The 17,882-nt window shown below is 44.0% G+C and carries 14 protein-coding genes; 11 read left to right on the forward strand and 3 right to left on the reverse strand.

Features of this window, described 5'->3' with window-relative positions:
• The first annotated feature begins 37 nt into the window (after window positions 1–37).
• From AC1RNB_RS14525 to AC1RNB_RS14555, 7 genes are all read left to right on the forward strand, one after another.
• Complete coding sequence (locus AC1RNB_RS14525; protein WP_493083922.1) at window positions 38–592, forward strand: hypothetical protein; 555 nt, start codon at window positions 38–40, stop codon at window positions 590–592.
• A 59-nt stretch (window positions 593–651) separates the two neighbouring features.
• Window positions 652–3,123 carry a zinc-dependent metalloprotease gene (locus AC1RNB_RS14530; RefSeq protein ID WP_493083924.1) on the forward strand — a complete coding sequence of 824 codons (2,472 nt, stop codon included), beginning with the start codon at window positions 652–654 and terminating at the stop codon, window positions 3,121–3,123.
• 82 nt (window positions 3,124–3,205) lie between these two features.
• Complete coding sequence (locus tag AC1RNB_RS14535) at window positions 3,206–3,574, forward strand: hypothetical protein (protein ID WP_493083926.1); 369 nt, start codon at window positions 3,206–3,208, stop codon at window positions 3,572–3,574.
• 12 nt (window positions 3,575–3,586) lie between these two features.
• The gene (locus tag AC1RNB_RS14540) at window positions 3,587–4,402 is read left to right on the forward strand and encodes a sterol desaturase family protein (RefSeq protein ID WP_493083928.1); all 816 of its coding nucleotides are present in this window, start codon (window positions 3,587–3,589) and stop codon (window positions 4,400–4,402) included.
• 42 nt (window positions 4,403–4,444) lie between these two features.
• Window positions 4,445–7,054 carry an outer membrane beta-barrel protein gene (locus AC1RNB_RS14545; RefSeq protein ID WP_493083930.1) on the forward strand — a complete coding sequence of 870 codons (2,610 nt, stop codon included), beginning with the start codon at window positions 4,445–4,447 and terminating at the stop codon, window positions 7,052–7,054.
• Window positions 7,055–7,166: 112 nt separating this feature from the next.
• Window positions 7,167–9,590: a phosphoenolpyruvate synthase gene (gene ppsA, locus AC1RNB_RS14550; RefSeq protein ID WP_493083932.1), complete on the forward strand. Its 2,424-nt coding sequence runs from the start codon at window positions 7,167–7,169 to the stop codon at window positions 9,588–9,590.
• 230 nt (window positions 9,591–9,820) lie between these two features.
• Window positions 9,821–10,402, forward strand: a complete 582-nt coding sequence (locus AC1RNB_RS14555; RefSeq protein WP_493083934.1) for an RNA polymerase sigma factor — start codon at window positions 9,821–9,823, stop codon at window positions 10,400–10,402.
• Between the two features lie 398 nt (window positions 10,403–10,800).
• Here the strand turns inward: AC1RNB_RS14555 and AC1RNB_RS14560 are convergent, their stop codons facing one another.
• Entirely contained in the window at window positions 10,801–11,532 is a 732-nt protein-coding gene (locus tag AC1RNB_RS14560; RefSeq protein ID WP_493083936.1) for a hypothetical protein, read from the reverse strand.
• A 70-nt stretch (window positions 11,533–11,602) separates the two neighbouring features.
• The gene (locus tag AC1RNB_RS14565) at window positions 11,603–12,067 is read right to left on the reverse strand and encodes a response regulator (RefSeq protein ID WP_493083938.1); all 465 of its coding nucleotides are present in this window, start codon (window positions 12,065–12,067) and stop codon (window positions 11,603–11,605) included.
• 129 nt (window positions 12,068–12,196) lie between these two features.
• On the opposite strand from AC1RNB_RS14565, the gene AC1RNB_RS14570 reads away from it, so the two are divergent.
• Genes AC1RNB_RS14570 through AC1RNB_RS14585 form a run of 4 tightly spaced genes read left to right on the forward strand, consistent with a single transcriptional unit; the run spans window position 12,197 to window position 16,952 of the window.
• The gene (locus AC1RNB_RS14570) at window positions 12,197–12,985 is read left to right on the forward strand and encodes a hypothetical protein (protein WP_493083940.1); all 789 of its coding nucleotides are present in this window, start codon (window positions 12,197–12,199) and stop codon (window positions 12,983–12,985) included.
• Window positions 12,982–13,620, forward strand: a complete 639-nt coding sequence (locus tag AC1RNB_RS14575) for a methyltransferase family protein (protein ID WP_493083942.1) — start codon at window positions 12,982–12,984, stop codon at window positions 13,618–13,620. The genes AC1RNB_RS14570 and AC1RNB_RS14575 overlap by 4 nt, the downstream gene beginning before the upstream one ends.
• Window positions 13,610–15,829 carry a sensor histidine kinase gene (locus tag AC1RNB_RS14580; RefSeq protein ID WP_493083944.1) on the forward strand — a complete coding sequence of 740 codons (2,220 nt, stop codon included), beginning with the start codon at window positions 13,610–13,612 and terminating at the stop codon, window positions 15,827–15,829. Before AC1RNB_RS14575 ends, AC1RNB_RS14580 begins: the two co-directional genes overlap by 11 nt.
• A gap of 22 nt (window positions 15,830–15,851) precedes the next feature.
• On the forward strand, window positions 15,852–16,952 hold the full coding sequence (locus AC1RNB_RS14585; protein WP_493083946.1) for an ATP-binding protein: 1,101 nt from the start codon (window positions 15,852–15,854) through the stop codon (window positions 16,950–16,952).
• Window positions 16,953–16,958: 6 nt separating this feature from the next.
• Here the strand turns inward: AC1RNB_RS14585 and AC1RNB_RS14590 are convergent, their stop codons facing one another.
• Complete coding sequence (locus AC1RNB_RS14590; RefSeq protein ID WP_493083948.1) at window positions 16,959–17,786, reverse strand: hypothetical protein; 828 nt, start codon at window positions 17,784–17,786, stop codon at window positions 16,959–16,961.
• Window positions 17,787–17,882 lie beyond the last annotated feature (96 nt).

The raw sequence follows: 17,882 nt of genomic DNA on the forward strand, positions 1-17,882 counted from the left end.
TCAAAAAGCATTTACCAATCATTATAAACCCCGATTTATGAAGCAACAACTTGCAGCGTATACCTCTGCTTTTGTACTGGCTATTTTATTGATGAGTTGCCAGGAAGGCGGGAGACCCTCCAGGAAAAAACTTCCGGAAATTACCGATGAAGGCAATTCCTGGGAAGCCAATTATGAACAGAGATATTTCTCCAAACAATTTTACGAAGGAAATACGGATGCTTACAGCGGTTATTTTTTTTATATAAAGGATACGGCCATTTCCGGGAAGGTTTTCCTATCCCTGGCCATGCCGGATCCGGCCAGCGATTCGTTGGCTTATGTATTACTGAAAGCTTACCGGCCCATGGCCAACAGTGCTTTTGTGATGCTGGAAAACCAGGGAAAACAAGGAATACTGGTTGATTTCAGAAGCGATAACGGAGGTAGTGCCAAACGTGCGGATTACACAACAAAAAATTTTCAGAACAAAACCCTGTCGCTGATTTTTCTGTGGGATCACCGTTCCTCGGAAAGAGCGTCCTTATTTATGAACGAGTTACAATATATGCCAGCGGTAAGGTACAGGAAAGTAGACGAGAGCGGAAGGTAAAATCAACCGTGTTCAGCAGGTGTCACGATCTTATTAATCAACAAAACTCAAATCATTCCATGCGATATTTTATTTTAATCAGTTTTTTTATCTCGCTGAGCTGGGAAGCGAACAGCCAGAAACGATTATTGGAACTTGTAACCAAGCCCATTGCAGATACCACCAAAAAAACTCCGGTACTTGATCCCAGGAGTGTTATCAAACCTTATGAAACCGTAATTACCGAATCATTCAAAAGTTACAGGGGATTATTTACCGTGCACCAGTATAAGGATACGGTATATTTTGAAATTCCCGAATCAGTTCTGGGCAGGCATATGGCGGTGATTAACCGCCTGGTTCAGGGGCCTGGTGGAAGTAATGTGTTCAGTGGCGAAGAACTGGGGCAGCGTACTATTCAGTTTGTAAAAAACAGCATTGATTCGTCCATTCAACTGCGGTACATAACAGTAGCAGCCAATGCCGACAGTGCCGATGCCATCAGTAAAGCTGTAACTAAATCTTATGCCATGCCCGTTGCAATATCGTTCCCTATAAAAGCGTATGGCAAGGAGGGCAGTTATGTATTTGATGTAAGCCAGTATATTAAAACAGCCAACAGCTTATTTAATGATGTGGAAAATCCGTTGATGAATAAGTATATGGATGCGAAACAGGTAAGAGATATGCTTGTAGAATCGGTTCGTGCTTTCCCTGTTAATGTGGAGATCACGCTCAGTAAAAATGGCAGGACCATGGGGAATTTTGATGTAGGGATCCCTGCTGGCTGGCCCGCAACCATTACTACCAATACATCTTTTATCGCATTACCCGAAGTGCCGATGAAACAAAGAACTTTTGATCCGCGTGTCGGATACTTCGCCGACTATGAATATAATTTTCGCGATAACCAGCAGAAAGTAGAGCAACGGAATTTCATTCTTCGCTGGAGGCTCGAGCCTCGGGATGAAGACATGCAGAAGTGGAAAAGAGGTGAGCTGGTTGAACCACAGAAGCCGATTATTATTTATATCGATCCTGCAACACCCAAACAATGGAGGCCTTATCTGATAGCAGGCATCAACGACTGGCAGAAAGCTTTTGAGCAGGCAGGTTTTAAAAATGCCATACAGGGAAAAGAGTGGCTGGAGGAAGGCGACAGTACCGTGAGTATGGAAGACGCACGGTATTCATTTGTAAGATACCTGCCTTCGCCTATAACCAATGCTTATGGCCCCCAGATACACGATCCAAGAAGTGGCGAAATCATTCAAACAAATATCGGGTGGTATCATAATATCATGAAACTATTGCAGGAATGGTATTTTATTCAGGCCTCAGCTACAGACCCCGCGGCAAGAAAACCCGTATTTGACGACAAATTGATGGGAGAGCTGATCCGTTTTGTAAGCAGTCATGAAGTAGGCCATACACTGGGGCTACGACATAATTTTGGCAGCAGCAGCCAGACACCGGTAGATAGCCTGAGAAGTAAAACCTATCTGGAGCAACATGGGCATACTGCCAGTATAATGGATTATGCACGGTTTAATTACGTGGCACAACCGGAAGACAAGATCCCCGCAAAATATCTTTTTCCCGGTATCGGGGAGTATGATAAATGGGCTATTGAATGGGGGTATAAATATGCCGGAGCTATAGGATTTGATGAGGATAAAAAGATCATGCGCCAGCTGATCGTGGACCGCACTTCTAAAAATAAAAGGCTTTGGTTTGGGGATGGTGAGGAGAAAAAAACGGATCCCCGTTGCCAGGTAGAAGATATAGGTGATAATCCGATGAAGGCCGGTGACTATGGTATCAGGAATCTCCAGCGAATATTGCCTAACCTGCCCGAGTGGACCTATGAGGAAGGAGGTATTTATGGCAACCTGGATAATATGTACAAAGCATTAAAAAACCAGTATAGCCGTTATATCGGGCATGTAAACAAATACATAGGGGGTGTTATGATTACACCCAAAAGCGAAGATCAGCCGGGAGAAGTGATACAACCGGTTAGTATTGCCTATCATAAAGAAGCGATCAATTTTTTTGACAAACATCTTTTTACTACACCTGAATGGTTATTTAACCCGAAAGTAACCAGTAAAGTGAATGAACCCGCACAGCCCAATTTTATTGAAGACTTGCAGGTGAAAGCACTGAACTCGTTAATGGATTATGATAAAATGGGTAAAATACTTGCTAACCAGATACAGTTCAAAGAACAGGCTTACTCCGTAGAACAATACCTCGCGGCCTTGCACAAGATTATCTGGAGAGAACTGCCAACCGGAAATGTCAGCGATCCTTACAGGAGAAGCCTTCAGAAAAGTTATATCGCCAACCTGCAGAATGTGCTTTTGTCAAATGTTCCGGCCATGACCGAAACGGATATATTCACTTTGTGCCGGTCAGATATGGCTTTGCTCAGAAGCGAACTTCACAAGACGCTGGCAAAAGCAACGAATGAAGCAAGCAAGAGACATTTTTCCGACTTGATATCAAGAATTGATAAAACAATGGATGCAAAATTGTCAACGGAATAAATAAACATCAGCATCGGGGTTCCGATACCCGATACTGATGGCCATTTCTTAATCCGCTTTACTCAATATAAACTTATATAGTATGCCTAAACAGAAAAAAAAGATGCTGGTGGTAATCATCCTATTATTGGTATTGCTTGTGATGCATTGGAGATGGCTTTTACAGGGAGATTTCCCTGTTACCTGGCGAAGTTACCTGGGTGTACTGTTTTTTTTGCCGATGGTATACCTGTACCGGAAGAGCCTGAAATTTCTGATACCGTATACTGCCTTTTACCTGCTGTCCGGGGCATTAAACCTGCTTACCATTACACCTGCAGTTGTAACGCTTACAGTAATAGACGGGATTCTGCTGATACAGATAAGCGAGTTTTTACTGTGTATTATTTATCTCTCTGCCAACTTTTCCTCTCTGAAAAAAATATATAAGGGTACCTGGGAACTCTCATAACAACTCAACTATATGATACAACTGATTCACGACCTTACCGTAACGTTTGCGGTTACGATCCTGCGTTATTTTTTGATTGCAGGGTCAGCTTTCGGGCTGTTTTATTATGGGCTTGCCAGAAAACTCAATAAAGCCAAGATTCAGCAACGGTATGCCCAAAAAAAGGATTTTATCCGCGAGATCATGCATTCATCAGTATCAAGTGTTATGCTGGCAATTATGGCAGTGGTTGCGTTATCGAGCTGGTTGCGTCCATACACACTGGTATACGAGGAACTGGGCGATTATCCGTACTGGTGGATCCCCCTGAGCCTGGTATTGAGTCTGGTGGTACATGATGCTTATTTTTACTGGATCCACAGGGCGATGCATCACGAACGCATTTTTAAATACACACACCTTGTACATCACCAGTCAAACAACCCATCTCCCTGGAGTTCCTATTCATTTCATTTTATTGAGGCACTTGCTGAAGGGGCAGTGGTTATTGTGCTGGTATTGGTATTGCCCATGCATCCGTCTGTTATTTTGCTGTTTACGTTTGTGTCATTTGTGATCAATGTATACGGTCACCTTGGTTATGAAATCATGCCCAAAGGATTCAGGAACAGTATCTGGTTTGAGATACTCAATTCATCTACCTACCATAACCTGCATCACCAGAAATTTAAAGGAAATTATAGTTTGTATTTCAGGGTATGGGACAGGATGCTGAAAACAGAGCATCCGGACTATGTTAAGATTTACGACCGGATACAGGAGCAAAGATTTGGCACAAAAGAAATATCCGCACAAGGCTCGTGTGAAATATCCCGTGAAGTAGGATAAAGGTAATTTATGGTTTGCAAAATGTTCAGATGCCTGTTGTGTATGTTGCTCATGCTGACCTGTTGCAAATATGCAGGGGCACAAGGAAGATACCAGACGATACAAGGTGCCGTTACTGATTCGATAACAGGAACTGTGTTGGAGCAGGCTAGTGTTACCTTGGTTCTTTTACCGGGTACCAGCATCATTAAACAGGTATTAATGGGTAAAAAGGGTTTTTTATTTCAGAAGGTTCCGGCCGGGGATTATATATTGGTGGGTAATCATATCGGGTACCAGACATATATATCTTCTAAAATAATTCGGGTAGAAGACAGCATGCCACCTTTTCAGCAAATACGTATGGTACCTTCCGTTGACCTGATTGAAGTTGTAGTAAAATCTACCATTCCGCCTGTGATTGTTAAGAGCGATACACTGGTATACAATGCCGGGGCCTTTCGCACAAACCCTTATGCAACCGTTGAAGAGTTTCTGGAAAAACTGCCCGGTATAGAAGTAGATAAGTCGGGTAATATTTTAGCTAATGGTAAAAAAGTTGAGAAAATATTGATAGATGGGAAAGAGATTTTTTTAAAAGACCTCAAAATGATTACCCGCAATCTGACAGCTGATATCCTGGCACAGGTAGAAATCATGAACACGAAAAGCGATTTCTCAAAGTTTTCTGGTGTGCCTGACATGAATCCCGGGAAAACAGTGAACCTGAAACTGAAAAAAGATAAAAAACTTACCTCAGCCTGGGCACTGCAAGGTGGTTTTGGAACGGCCCAAACTCATTTATTTGAAGCAAAACTGATCAATTTCCTGAAAGATCCACTGGTGGTAGCAACTGCCGGAAGTTCCGGGGACAAACTGAAACAAGAAAATTCAATGAACTTTCATGTAAGAAAAAATATTGGAAAGAAAGTCACTCTGTCTCTGTCAAATTCCCTGACTAAGTTCCAAACAAATCAGCTCACATATTCGAAGAATGAAACTTTTGTTTCTGATACAACAGTGTCAGAAAGCAAAGAAAGTAGCAGTCTCAATACCGTAATTAGTAATAATATAAGCCAAACAACAAACTGGGCCATTGATTCATTGAACAAGGTATCGGTTGTTTCTGCCTTTAGTTACTTAAGTAATAATGGAGAATTCTCTTCTTCTTCTATTGTTGATTTTTTAAAACCACCGGCTACTTATACAGTGAGTAAAGGGGTTACAGCGAACGGTAGTGGGCTCATTCAAAACCGGCTCACAAACAGCATCATGTTTCAGCACAGGTTTTACAAACCCGGCAGAATGCTGACTATAACAATCTCGAACATGATTCAACGGAAGAGGAATCACACAGGATTGAATACACGGTTAAGTTTTCTCGATCCGGCAAATGGCAGCATACTGAATACGGTTATAGATCAAAAGACAGGATTGCGCAACAAGGAATTTCAAAGCGACCTTAGAATCCAGTATGCGGAACCGATTGGTAAGCGACAGGCTATTAGTGTTGAATATCAACAGGAATCAGGAAGAAATAATACGGATAACAAGGGCTACAGGTATAACCCGATAACAGGATTCTATGATATAACCGACACGATCACCACTCATGATTTTACAAAAAAACAGTTGGTGCGGAACTTCATTCTTGGGTACAACCTTGTTGCCGGAAGATTGCGGTACCAATTGGGAATGAGTGCGAATATTATTTCGATGATGAATCAGAACAACGCTACAGGGGTATTTCTTGAGAGCAAAAGCTCCCGCCTGAATCCACAGGTAGCCGTAATGCTGGAATTGAGCAAAAGCTGTAACATGAATATCAAATATACGGTGTCAGGCCTGCCCCCGGAGATGGAACAGTTACAGCCACTAACAGACCTGACGAATCCTTTTTTTATACAAAAAGGGAACCCGTGGTTGGTGCCAGGAACGGGCCATGGATTGAAGCTTGAACTGCAAAGCGCAAATACAAAAAAGTTCCGGAGCTTGTGGGTACTGCTGGATGCTGCTTATGTAAAGCATGCGATTGTGCCAGACATAACCATTTTTCCATCAGGTGTTCAGCAATACCAATATATCAATGCGAGTGGTCCCTGTTCTGTTTCTGTTAATGCAAACTATAATTTTTTGTTGGGTGCTGATAAACAGGCAAAAGGGGATGTGGAAACTTTTATCGGGTACAGGCATGATCTTAGTTTTATGAATAAGGTTGAAACGGCCAGAAATGACCTGATTCTCAGAAAGAACCTGGGTGTAAGACTTGGTTTTTCTGATAAGTTTTTTATGACCTGCAGAGCCGGTGTAGAATATACCATTTCCAGGTATAGTAGCAGAAAGGAATTGAACACGCAATTCCTGGCACAGCAATATTTCTCAGACATTACCTGGTTATTGCCATCGGATTGGAGGATTACTTCGGATTGTTTCTGGCAAATTGATGGAGAGCAGCATCTTTTGCCGGGAAACAGTTCGGTGATGTGGAACGCGGCTCTGTCAAAAAAAATATTTAACAAGCGCCAGGGAGAAATCAGCTTGCAGGGAAAAAATATACTAGACAATGTATCTTCTTTTATGCAGTTCAGAAGCGAGAACCAGATAACTACCTATCGCAGTAATATACTTGGAAAAATATTTAGATTTTCTTTTTCCTACAAGTTCGGTGGGTAGGAAAATACCGATGTTTTCTCATGAGTAACAAGAAGAGCCACGGGGGATTGTGTCTACTTTCCCCCCTCTTTTATCGGATTTGTATTACCTAATATATAAAGCAACCATATAGATGAAAAATGAAAATTGTATCTGTAAACTGGAGGAGGTAGGAATCGGCGATATTGCTTTGGTAGGTGGTAAAAATGCGTCACTGGGCGAGATGCTGCAACACCTTACCGCTTCAGGGGTAAATATACCCGGGGGATTTGTCATCACCGTTAATGCCTATGACCGGTTTATCAGGCATAATCAACTGGATGAAATTATCCGGCAGTTGGTTAAGGGTATTGATTACAGCAACCTGGAATCTTTGCGACGCTGCGGTTTGCAGGTGAGGCAATTGATCCGTAACAGCAAATTTCCCAAAGATCTCAGCCAGGAAATAATCGACGCTTATTACGAATTGTCTGCCCGGTACGAACAGGAGATGACCGATGTAGCCGTTCGTTCATCGGCAACGGCAGAGGATCTTCCGGATGCCAGTTTTGCGGGACAACAAGAAACCTACCTTAACGTGCGTGGCCCGGCATCTTTAATTGATGCAGTAAGAAATTGTTTTGCTTCTTTGTTTACCGACAGGGCAATCAGCTACCGCGAAACTTTTCATTATGAACATTTTCAGGTAAAACTGTCGGTATGTGTACAAAAAATGGTCAGGGCCGACCTGGGGAGTTCCGGTGTTGCATTTTCCCTGGATACGGAATCGGGATTTAAAGATGTGGTGGTGATTAACGGGAGTTATGGATTGGGAGAAATGATTGTACAGGGCGCGGTGTCTCCGGATGAATTTATCGTATTCAAACCCATGTTACAGGAACCCTATATTCCGATCATCGAAAAAAAGATGGGAGTGAAAGATAAAATGATGGTATATGGAGATGACCCCGATGAGCGTGTTAAAATTATCCCGGTTGAAAAAAACGCGCAACAAAAATTCTGCCTTACGGATGACCGGATTATTCAGCTGGCTCAGTGGGTGTGTATTATTGAAAACTACTACACATCCGTTAAACAACATTGGTGCCCGGTAGATGTAGAATGGGCTGTTGATGGGTTAACGCAGGAATTGTTTGTGGTGCAGGCCAGGCCTGAAACGATTCATTCAAGAAAAAACCACGACAGCTTTGTTGAATACAGGATGGACAATGAAAAGAGAGCCGGTAAATTACTGCTGAAAGGAATAGCGGTTGGCGATAAGATCGCATCGGGCAATGTCAGTATTATGTACTCGCTCGACAAACGGGTTATGGAAGGACATGATTTTTCGGAAGGGGATGTTCTGGTAACGGATATGACTGATCCGGATTGGGAACCTGTGATGAAAAAAGCCGCTGCCATCATCACCAATAAAGGAGGAAGAACCTGCCATGCCGCCATTGTAGCAAGAGAAATGGGTGTTCCGGCTATTGTAGGTTGCGGTAATGCAACGGAACTGCTTAAAAATGGTCAATTGATAACAGCCTCCTGCGCAGAGGGGGAGGATGGTTTTGTATATGAGGGAAGACTAACGCATACGCTGATTGAAACAAAATTAAGTGAACTGCCACCTGTTAAAACAAAACTGATGCTGAATGTGGCATCGCCCTCAATGGCCTTCCAGTTTTCGCACCTGCCTCATCAAGGAGTGGGACTTGCAAGGGAGGAATTTATTATCAACAATTACATTCAGGTACACCCATTGGCTTTGTTAACGCACCGGGCATTACATGACGCGGATTTGTCTGAAGCGATCAGGAAAAAAATACAGGGGTATGTGGATGAAGAAGATTTTTTTGTTCAGAAGCTTTCGTATGGAATAGCGAGAATAGCGGCGGCATTTTACCCGGAAAAAGTGATCGTTCGGTTCTCTGATTTCAAAAGCAACGAATACTATCACCTGCTTGGAGGAAACTATTTTGAACCCCGGGAAGAAAATCCCATGATTGGCTGGAGAGGGGCATCGCGATATTACTCTCTGGAGTATAAAGCGGCTTTTGGATTGGAATGCGCGGCCATCCGGTATGTGCGCGAAAAAATGGGACTGCATAATGTGGCCGTAATGATTCCCTTTTGCCGTACCGTGGAAGAACTTGGCAAGGTGCAAAAAACTATGGCCGAATTTGGTCTTGCGCGTGGGAAAAATCATCTCTTTTTATACCTGATGGCAGAAGTGCCATCAAACATCATACTTGCAAAAGAATTTGCGCAGCAGGTAGACGGATTTTCGATTGGTTCCAACGACCTGACACAACTGACATTGGGGCTGGACCGCGATTCAGCCCTGGTGGCGCATATTTATGATGAGCGGAATGAAGCGGTAAAAAGAATGATCGGGATGCTGATTGATGCAGCGAAAGAAGCACGGGTAACAGTGGGCATCTGTGGCCAGGGACCCAGTGATTATCCGGAGTTTGCACAGTTTCTTGTAGAAAAGGGCATTGACAGTATTTCTGTAACCCCGGACGCGGTCATCAAAACCATTCACGCGATACATGCGATAGAAAACCGGTTATAAGGTCCGGTTGTAAAATATGGGGTTGTTTTGTTACAGTTGATAGCTATCACATTTAGTGGTAGCTATTTTTTTGTTAGGGTGTTATCTGAGCGACTGAGAACAGGTAACACACTAACGAAATCTGCTATCAATGATGTGTAGGAAACACATATAAAACCGGCAAAAAAAATCATAATTTGATCACATGCTGTTATCCGGAACAGAGAATTGTTTTACATTTATAAGGCTGTATGCCAGAGAAATTATACGATACCGACAGTACTGAACAACAATTGGTGGAAGGGCTGCGCCTTGGAAAGGAAACGGCTTTTGCACAAGTGTATAACAGGTATTTTGACGAGTTGTATATACGCGCATTTAAGATACTGGGTGTAAAAGAAGGGGCCGAAGATGCCGTGCAGGAAACCTTTATGGCATTGTGGAAATACAGAACCGGATTGGATATTCGTAACCTGGGTGCTTACCTCAACCGCGCTCTGCGGAATGCGGCACTAAAAGCTTACCAGGCCAGGAAAGTGGATGCGCAGTTTTTTGAAAGGCTTGGATTGGCCTCAAATGAACTGTTATCCGCAGATCCATTAATATTCAAGGAACTGCAGACCAAGCTGGTGGAACTGATCAAAGCACTTCCGGAAGATCAGCAATTGATTTACCTGTTGAGGCGCGAACAACAAATGTCGTGTCAGGAAATTGCTGAACATATGGATATTTCCGTAAAAACTGTTGAAAAGAAAATGACCCTTTCACTAAAATACCTTCGTTCTGAACTGATAAAAGTGATGGCCGTAATATTGGCAACTCATATCAAATAACCGCAAATTTCCGTAGGGTTGGCTTTCATTTTCTTCTCATATATCTGAGAAGGCAGGGTGGTATTTTCCACACGGCAGCATCCGTAACCAGGGTCAGGGGAAGGGATCTCTGAGTGTACCAGGTTTGTGAGATGATGTGATGCGCCGGCATTTGAAGTGTTACCCCTGTTTTTTATATAACCGTTCCCGGTGCTGCCTGAAAACAGTGCCGGGTTATTTTACAAATCCGGCAATTACTGTTTTTTTCTCATGTTTATATAGTTCAATCACGGGTGCTTTTCCAGGCTGCCCGTTTTTTTGGTACCAATGTACACTTACGGATAGTGTTGCGTTCAGGAAGAGTTGGCTTATAGATTTTTTCAGAAAAGCTATGGCCGGTTGGACATGGTTTTGCCGAATCAGTTTTCCAGTAATTCCCTTTTGGTCCAGCACTCATCCATCAGTCCGCCGGTAGATTTTTCGCCACGATGACGCCAGTCGCCATTGGTAATAGAATAATCAAAAGAAAGTGTTTTACCAACACTGGCTGCTGTTTTGGTAAAGAATTCAATATTTTCCGTGTATCTGCCATTAACGGCAGTATAGGATCCGCCACCGGCGTTAATAAATTGTTTGTTGGTGATATGGTAGGCGATCCAGTGAAAATATTTACCTGATAAGATCTTCATGGTTCTGCGGGGATAAAAAGCGTTGGCACGTCTGGACAGTTTGTCGTTGCTGTATGTGCCGGTAATGACCCATGCACCCGCCAGTTCAGGGTGGCCGCCATCGTCCAGTCGTTGCCAGGTTTCAGCAGAGCCTTCAATGGTTAATGCATCGTCAGTTAAACGGATATTGTAACGGATTTCTTTGCCCACCTGTGTACTGTCTTTCGAATTCCATTCAATTCTCTGGATCAGTTGATTGCCCATTAGGTACCAGGTACCTCCATAGGAATGGAGAAATTCTTTGCCGGTAATATTGTATCGGACCACGGAGAATACCGTGTTGGTGCAGATCATCACAGTCCGGTTTTCGGGTGTACCGTATCCCCAGGCACCGGTAAGTGAAGTGGCTGGCTTGGGTTGGAAAGCGGTAAATGATACCAGTGCCAGGATAACAGCTATACAAAGGGTGGCAGTTGTTTTCATAAGGATGCTATTATCTCTTAAAGCTAAAACAATGATTCCTTAAAACAAACGAATGTTAGTGTTGGGGTATTTAAGACAGCAGGTTCTGCCTGGCCAGGAACTCCAGTTTTTTGTTGGCTTCCATGAGTTTCTCGGTCAGCTCGCGGTTCTGCCTTCTCAGTTCAAATACTTCAAACGCATTCAGGATCGAACTTTTTACCTCATGTTCTATCCAGGGTTTGGTGAGGTATTTGTACACCTGGCCGATATTGATGGCATCGATCACGGCATTGATATCGGTATAACCCGTAATCAGAATCCGGATCGGATCGGGATGTGTTGTCAGGATGGATTGAAAGAATTCTATGCCCGTCATCTTAGGCATCCGCTGGTCGCTGAGGATCACTTCTATGGGTTCTATCTCCAGGATCTTCCTGCCTTCTTCGGCTGATTCGGCTGAATAAATGTTAAAGGTTCTGCGGAATGCGGCCCTGAACGAAGTGATGTTGTTGGGCTCATCATCTATATACAAAACATTGATCTTTTTCTCTTCCATGACTTGACTGGGGGTTTCGGTCGTTTGGTTGTTCAATACCGTAAATCTAACAAAAACATACGTTTATACAATAATAGTCAAACAAACGAATATAGTTTTGTTATTTTGTAGAGAATAACACTGATTGTGATGAATGGCCCCCCAACTTTTGATACTGAGATCAGGATACGTGCATTCAGGGCAATAGATGATCCTGTAACCTGCCGCAAGTTTATTGCCGGCCACAGGAAGGTATTGTCTATATACGGGATCGAAAATATCACCACCAATACTGACGACTGGATCTTTAACCCCGCCATTTTTGTGATTGTGGTAGAAACCCTGGATGGGGAGAAGCTATATGGCGGTGCGCGTATACAGGTGGCAGATGGCATTCATCCTTTACCGATAGAAGAAGCTACGGGTAAACTGGATCCCCGCATTTATGAAATCGTCCGGGAGAAAGCCCGGAATGGTGCTGCAGAGCTATCGGGTTTGTGGAACTCGCGCGAAGTGGCCGGTTTTGGGATCGGTAGTCTGTTTCCCTCACGTGTTGCCGTAGCCCTGGCCAGCCAGATAGGGGTGAATACCATGTTCTCGCTTTGCTCGCCTACTACGGTCCGGTTCAAAGACTGGATCGGGGGCAAATTGCTGACGGAAATAGGTAATAAAGGCACTTTTTATTACCCCAAAATAGACCTGATTGCCACGGCCCTGTATTCGGATGACCTGATCAGTTTAGGGGCCGCACATCCCCGTGAGCGGGAAAAGATCTTTTACCTGCGCAATCATCCGGAGCATATCGGGAAGGAAAAATCTCCTTTCAAAAATCACCAGATCAGTATTCATTACCAGCTTTCTCTGCCCTCTGCCAACCCGGATGAATATAAAATTGACTATGCACCATTTGAAGCGGTGCAAGAAAAACAACCTGGATGAGAAAGATCGTATTAGCCGCCATCAGCAATATCCTGATGGTAATTCTTCCTTTATTAGGTAAGCCTGCCTTAATCCTGCATCCCAAGATCCTGCTGATCATTGCGGGCAGTATTGCCATCTGGCTAACCCAACCACCGGTAAGCCTTAAAGAAACCAGCGACCAGCAGAACAGCGATCGTTTTTCGGTGATCCTGATCCTCGCTATGTCGCTGGTGAGCGTGGTAGTGCCTGTGGTTCACTGGGCGTATTTTTTACCGGAAAAAGATGGCTATGACTGGGTGTTTTTTATGGGTGCAGGCATGATAGTAGCCGGTATTGTTTTCAGGGCCATGGCCGTTCGGTACCTTGGCAAATATTTCACGGCTACCGTACAGATCCGCGACGATCATAGCCTGATCACAACCGGTCCGTACAGCATTGTACGTCATCCCAGTTATACCGGCGCTTTTCTGGCCATTGTAGCAGGTGGGGTGGTATTGGGAAGTTTGGCGGGATTTATTATATCTTGTATGGCCATGATGATCGCTTATTACGTGCGCATCGGCATTGAAGAAAAAGAACTGACCGATCGTTTCGGCAACGAGTACCTGCAGTATAAGCAGCGAACAAAAATGATAGTTCCCTATGTATGGTAGCGGCTTTTTTGTAAGGCTGGTAAAACAAAATCCTTTTCATGGCATTGCCGGGAAAAGGAGCTGTTTATTAGGGTTGTTACTACTGGTTCTTTTTTCCGGCAGCCAGGCGCAGGTTATCCGCATTACTGATCAGCAAAGTTCTTCTTTTGTGTCCGCTTCGCTGGAGCAGTTGGTAGATCCTACCAATCAGCTTACGGCAGCACAGGTAAACCAATCAACGGGTTTTGTGCAGCTGAAGGGCAATATTCCCGTGTTTAGCGGCGCTGTCAAAAATGCCTGGTTCCGTTTTACGGTGCAGAACAGTTCTGTTTCGCCTACCTTATTGTTGAATATTGCTTATCCCAATCTGTCGCAGGTAAGCCTGTATGCGGCTGATAGCAACCGGACGCGGATGCTGGGCCGGCAGGGTACCGAAATCCATTCTGCCGCTGTTATAGCCGGTTCTCCCAACCTTGTATACGATCTGCAGCTGGCACCGGGTAACCAACGCCGCTACCTGCTGCATGTGTACAGCGAACACCCCATTATTGTTCCGGCCGAAGTGCATACCTATGATGCATTACATAACTCCATTAATATACAGACCATTGTAACAGGTTTATACCTGGGTGTGCTGGCAGTGATGTTCCTGTATAACCTGTTCCTGTTTTATGGTACGCGCGATAACAGTTACCTGTATTATATCATTTATATCTTTTGTCTGGCACTGGCGCAGGTTACGGTGGCAGGTTATGGCTACCGTTATCTCTGGCCCGAACAGGCCTGGCTTAACCGTTATGCGGTGGTATTCACCTCTACGTTTTCTGCTTTAAGCGGACTCCTTTTCAGTATTCACTTTTTACGAACGAAATTTTATACGCCCAAACTGCATCGCTGGTTACTGTTACTTGCTTCGGTGTATGTGGCCGGGTTACTCTGTTCTTTGTTATCGTTACCGGGTATCAGTTATGCCATCCTGAATTATAATGGTTTGGTAAGTGTGGTATCTGTACTGGCTACCAGTGTGATCATTGCCCGCAAAGGATTTAAGGCGGCTTATTTCTATTTATTCGCCTGGCTGCTGTTGCTGGTATCTTTCTGTATCCTCATTTTCCGCAACCTGTCGCTGCTGCCGTATAATAATTTTACCACTTATACTATCTATCTCGGTTCTGCACTGGAAGTAGCGCTTTTATCCATCGCCCTGGCGGATAAGATCAATGCCCTGCGTAAAGAAAAAGAACAATCACAGGCAGAAGCCCTGAAAGCCTCCCTCGAAAATGAAAAACTGGTACGTGACCAGAATATTGTACTTGAAAGAAAAGTGGCCGAAAGAACCGAAGAACTGCAGGCTACCAATGAAAACCTGAGTGATACTTTACAGAACCTGAAAGATACCCAGTCGCAACTGGTAGAAGCGGAGAAAATGGCATCACTCGGTCAGCTAACGGCCGGTATTGCCCATGAGATCAATAACCCGATCAATTTTGTAAAGTCAAATATCAAACCCCTGCAACTCGATATCAATGATCTGGTAGAAGTGATTGATGCGTATGAACAATTACATACCGCTTCTGCAGAGGAGATCCCCGTTAAATTAACCGAGATAGAGAAACTGAAAAAACAGATTGATCTGGGGTATGTGAGAACAGAGATTGACAGCCTGGTAAAAGGCATACAGGAAGGGGCGGAGCGTACGGCCGAAATTGTGCTGGGCCTGCGTACATTCAGCCGGTTGGATGAGAGTGAGGTAAAAACCGTTAATGTACATGAGGGCATAGAATCCACCATTGTGCTCTTAAAAAATGCCCTGCCGCCGAATATTACCATCCAAAAAGATTTTCAGGCGCAGGGTGAGATCGAGTGTTTCCCGGGCAAACTGAACCAGGTATTCATGAATATCCTGAGCAATGGCATACAGGCCATCAAGGAAAAGGAAGAACAGTCGGAAAAAGAGTCTATCACCATCAGTACCAGAGATATAGAAGACCGGATGGAGATCAGTATCCGTGATACGGGTATGGGTATGACAGATGAAGTGCGGCAAAAAATCTTTGACCCTTTCTTTACTACCAAAGATGTGGGCGAGGGTACGGGACTGGGCTTATCGATCGTATACAAGATCATCCAGAAACATGGCGGAAAGATAGAAGTACATTCTACCCGTGGAAAAGGTGCGGAATTTGTAATATCTTTATTTCGGGTGCTGCCAGAAACAGCACTGACATAATCCAATATCCAACCATTACCGTATGCATTCCCCCGACTCCAAAGTACGTGTATTATACATAGACGATGAAGCCAATAACCTGCTGGCATTTCAGGCTGGTTTTCGCAGGCTCTATGATATCTATACCGCAGAAACCGTTGCTGATGGGATGAATATCCTGAATGAAAAAGACATCCAGGTAATCATTGCCGACCAGCGTATGCCCAAAACCACCGGGGTAGAGTTTTTCAATATTATCCGCCGCGCACATCCCGATCCGATCCGGATCTTACTGACCGGTTACAGCGACATGGAATCGGTGATCGATGCCATTAACAAAGGTGAGATTTTCCGCTTTATCAAAAAACCGTGGGACGAACGTGAACTGATTGCAGCCATCCAGAATGGTTATGAATTATACCAGACACGAAAAGCCCTGCGTGATAAAGTGTCGGAACTGGAGAAGGCCAATGATGAGCTGAACCGTTTTGTATACAGTACCTCGCACGATCTGCGTTCGCCGCTGGCCAATATCATCGGCATCCTGAACCTGGCAAAAATGCAGCAGCCGGAAAGCGCAGAGAACGAGTATTTTGCGATGATAGAAAGTTGTGTGAACAAGATGGACGCGTTTATTCACAAAACCATCGAGTACTACAAGGGTATCCGCCTGGATGATATTCATGAACAGGTAGAATTTATGAAGCTATTTACAGATGCCATTGAGCTTTGTAATATGCAGAACCCCAAGATTGTTTTTGATGTACATGTAGAGCAGCCGGTTAGCTTCCGATGCGATGCTTTCCGTTTATCGGTGATCCTGAATAACCTGATCTCCAATGCGGTAAAATACCAGCGCAGCGAAGAGCCACATCCCAATGTAAAATTATCGGCCGTAGTAAATGAGAAAAACGCCACGATCCATATCGAAGACAATGGGGTGGGCATCATTGAAGAGCACCTCAATAAAATTTTCCAGATCTTTTTCCGCAGTACCGATTTCAAGAATGGCTTGGGTATTGGGCTCTATATTGTAAAAGAGGCACTGACGCGTATCGGCGGCGAAATTTTTGTACGCTCAGAATATGGGAAGGGAACAGCTTTTACACTGGTGATCCCTAACCAGCCATTACCGGAGGGGTAAGCCGGTTTATTCATAACTGTATTCGATGCGGCCGATCAGTTTTTTATCCTTATCAAAGCCCAGCTCTTTCTGTTTCAGGCCTTTGTCTGTATAAGTATATTTCCAGATAATATAACTCGCACTGCTCATCGATACCTGTGTCATCTGGCTCACCCGTCCATTGCTGTCGTACTCATATTGAAAATCGGGGATCAGTTTTTTTAGCCGGCTGTTGTAACGTACAATATCTGTGAGCTTTTTATTGGCATCGTAGTAGTAGTAATAGGTTTCGAGTGTGCGGTTCTTCTTTTTCCAGTGCTCTTCGGCTATCAGACCCTGTTCATCTTTGAGGAATACCACGGTTACCGTGTCTGTTTTGTTTTTGATCTTTAACATCTGCACCGGTGCACCCGTACTGTCGTACTGCCATTCGTGTGCCTCTGTTAAGGTACTTTTCATGGCAGTGTCGGTGGTGGTAAGTACGATCTTCTGTACCTGTCCTTTATCGGTATAACTGTATTCCGTGCGTGTATCTATATTAAGACTGCCTGATTGGGTTCTTTTCAGTTTACTCAGTTCATAAAACCGGTTGGTAACGGCAGTACGACCGGCTGATGTGGCCGTACTCAGGATAATACGTTTGCCATCCATGCTGATATCTTCTTCCAGTTGAAAACCTTCGGTAAGGCTGTTGTCGGCCTCATAACTCGTGGCTTTGATCTTCCTTACTTTCTGCGAACGCAGCAGTTTGTACTGCTCGTTGCTGAGCTGGGTAGAAATAATATCATTAAAATAATACTGCCCAAAACCGGTAACAAAGAAACAACTACAGATAAGAACCAGGAAGAAACGCATCGGGCTAATTTTTGCCAAAGGTCAGGTACAGTTTTCAACAATCCAAAAACAGTGCTGCCAGCCTCTTGCTGCAATCAGATAGTTCTGTATTTTTAA

Source organism: Sediminibacterium sp. GW821-FHT12F12, assembly GCF_058806635.1.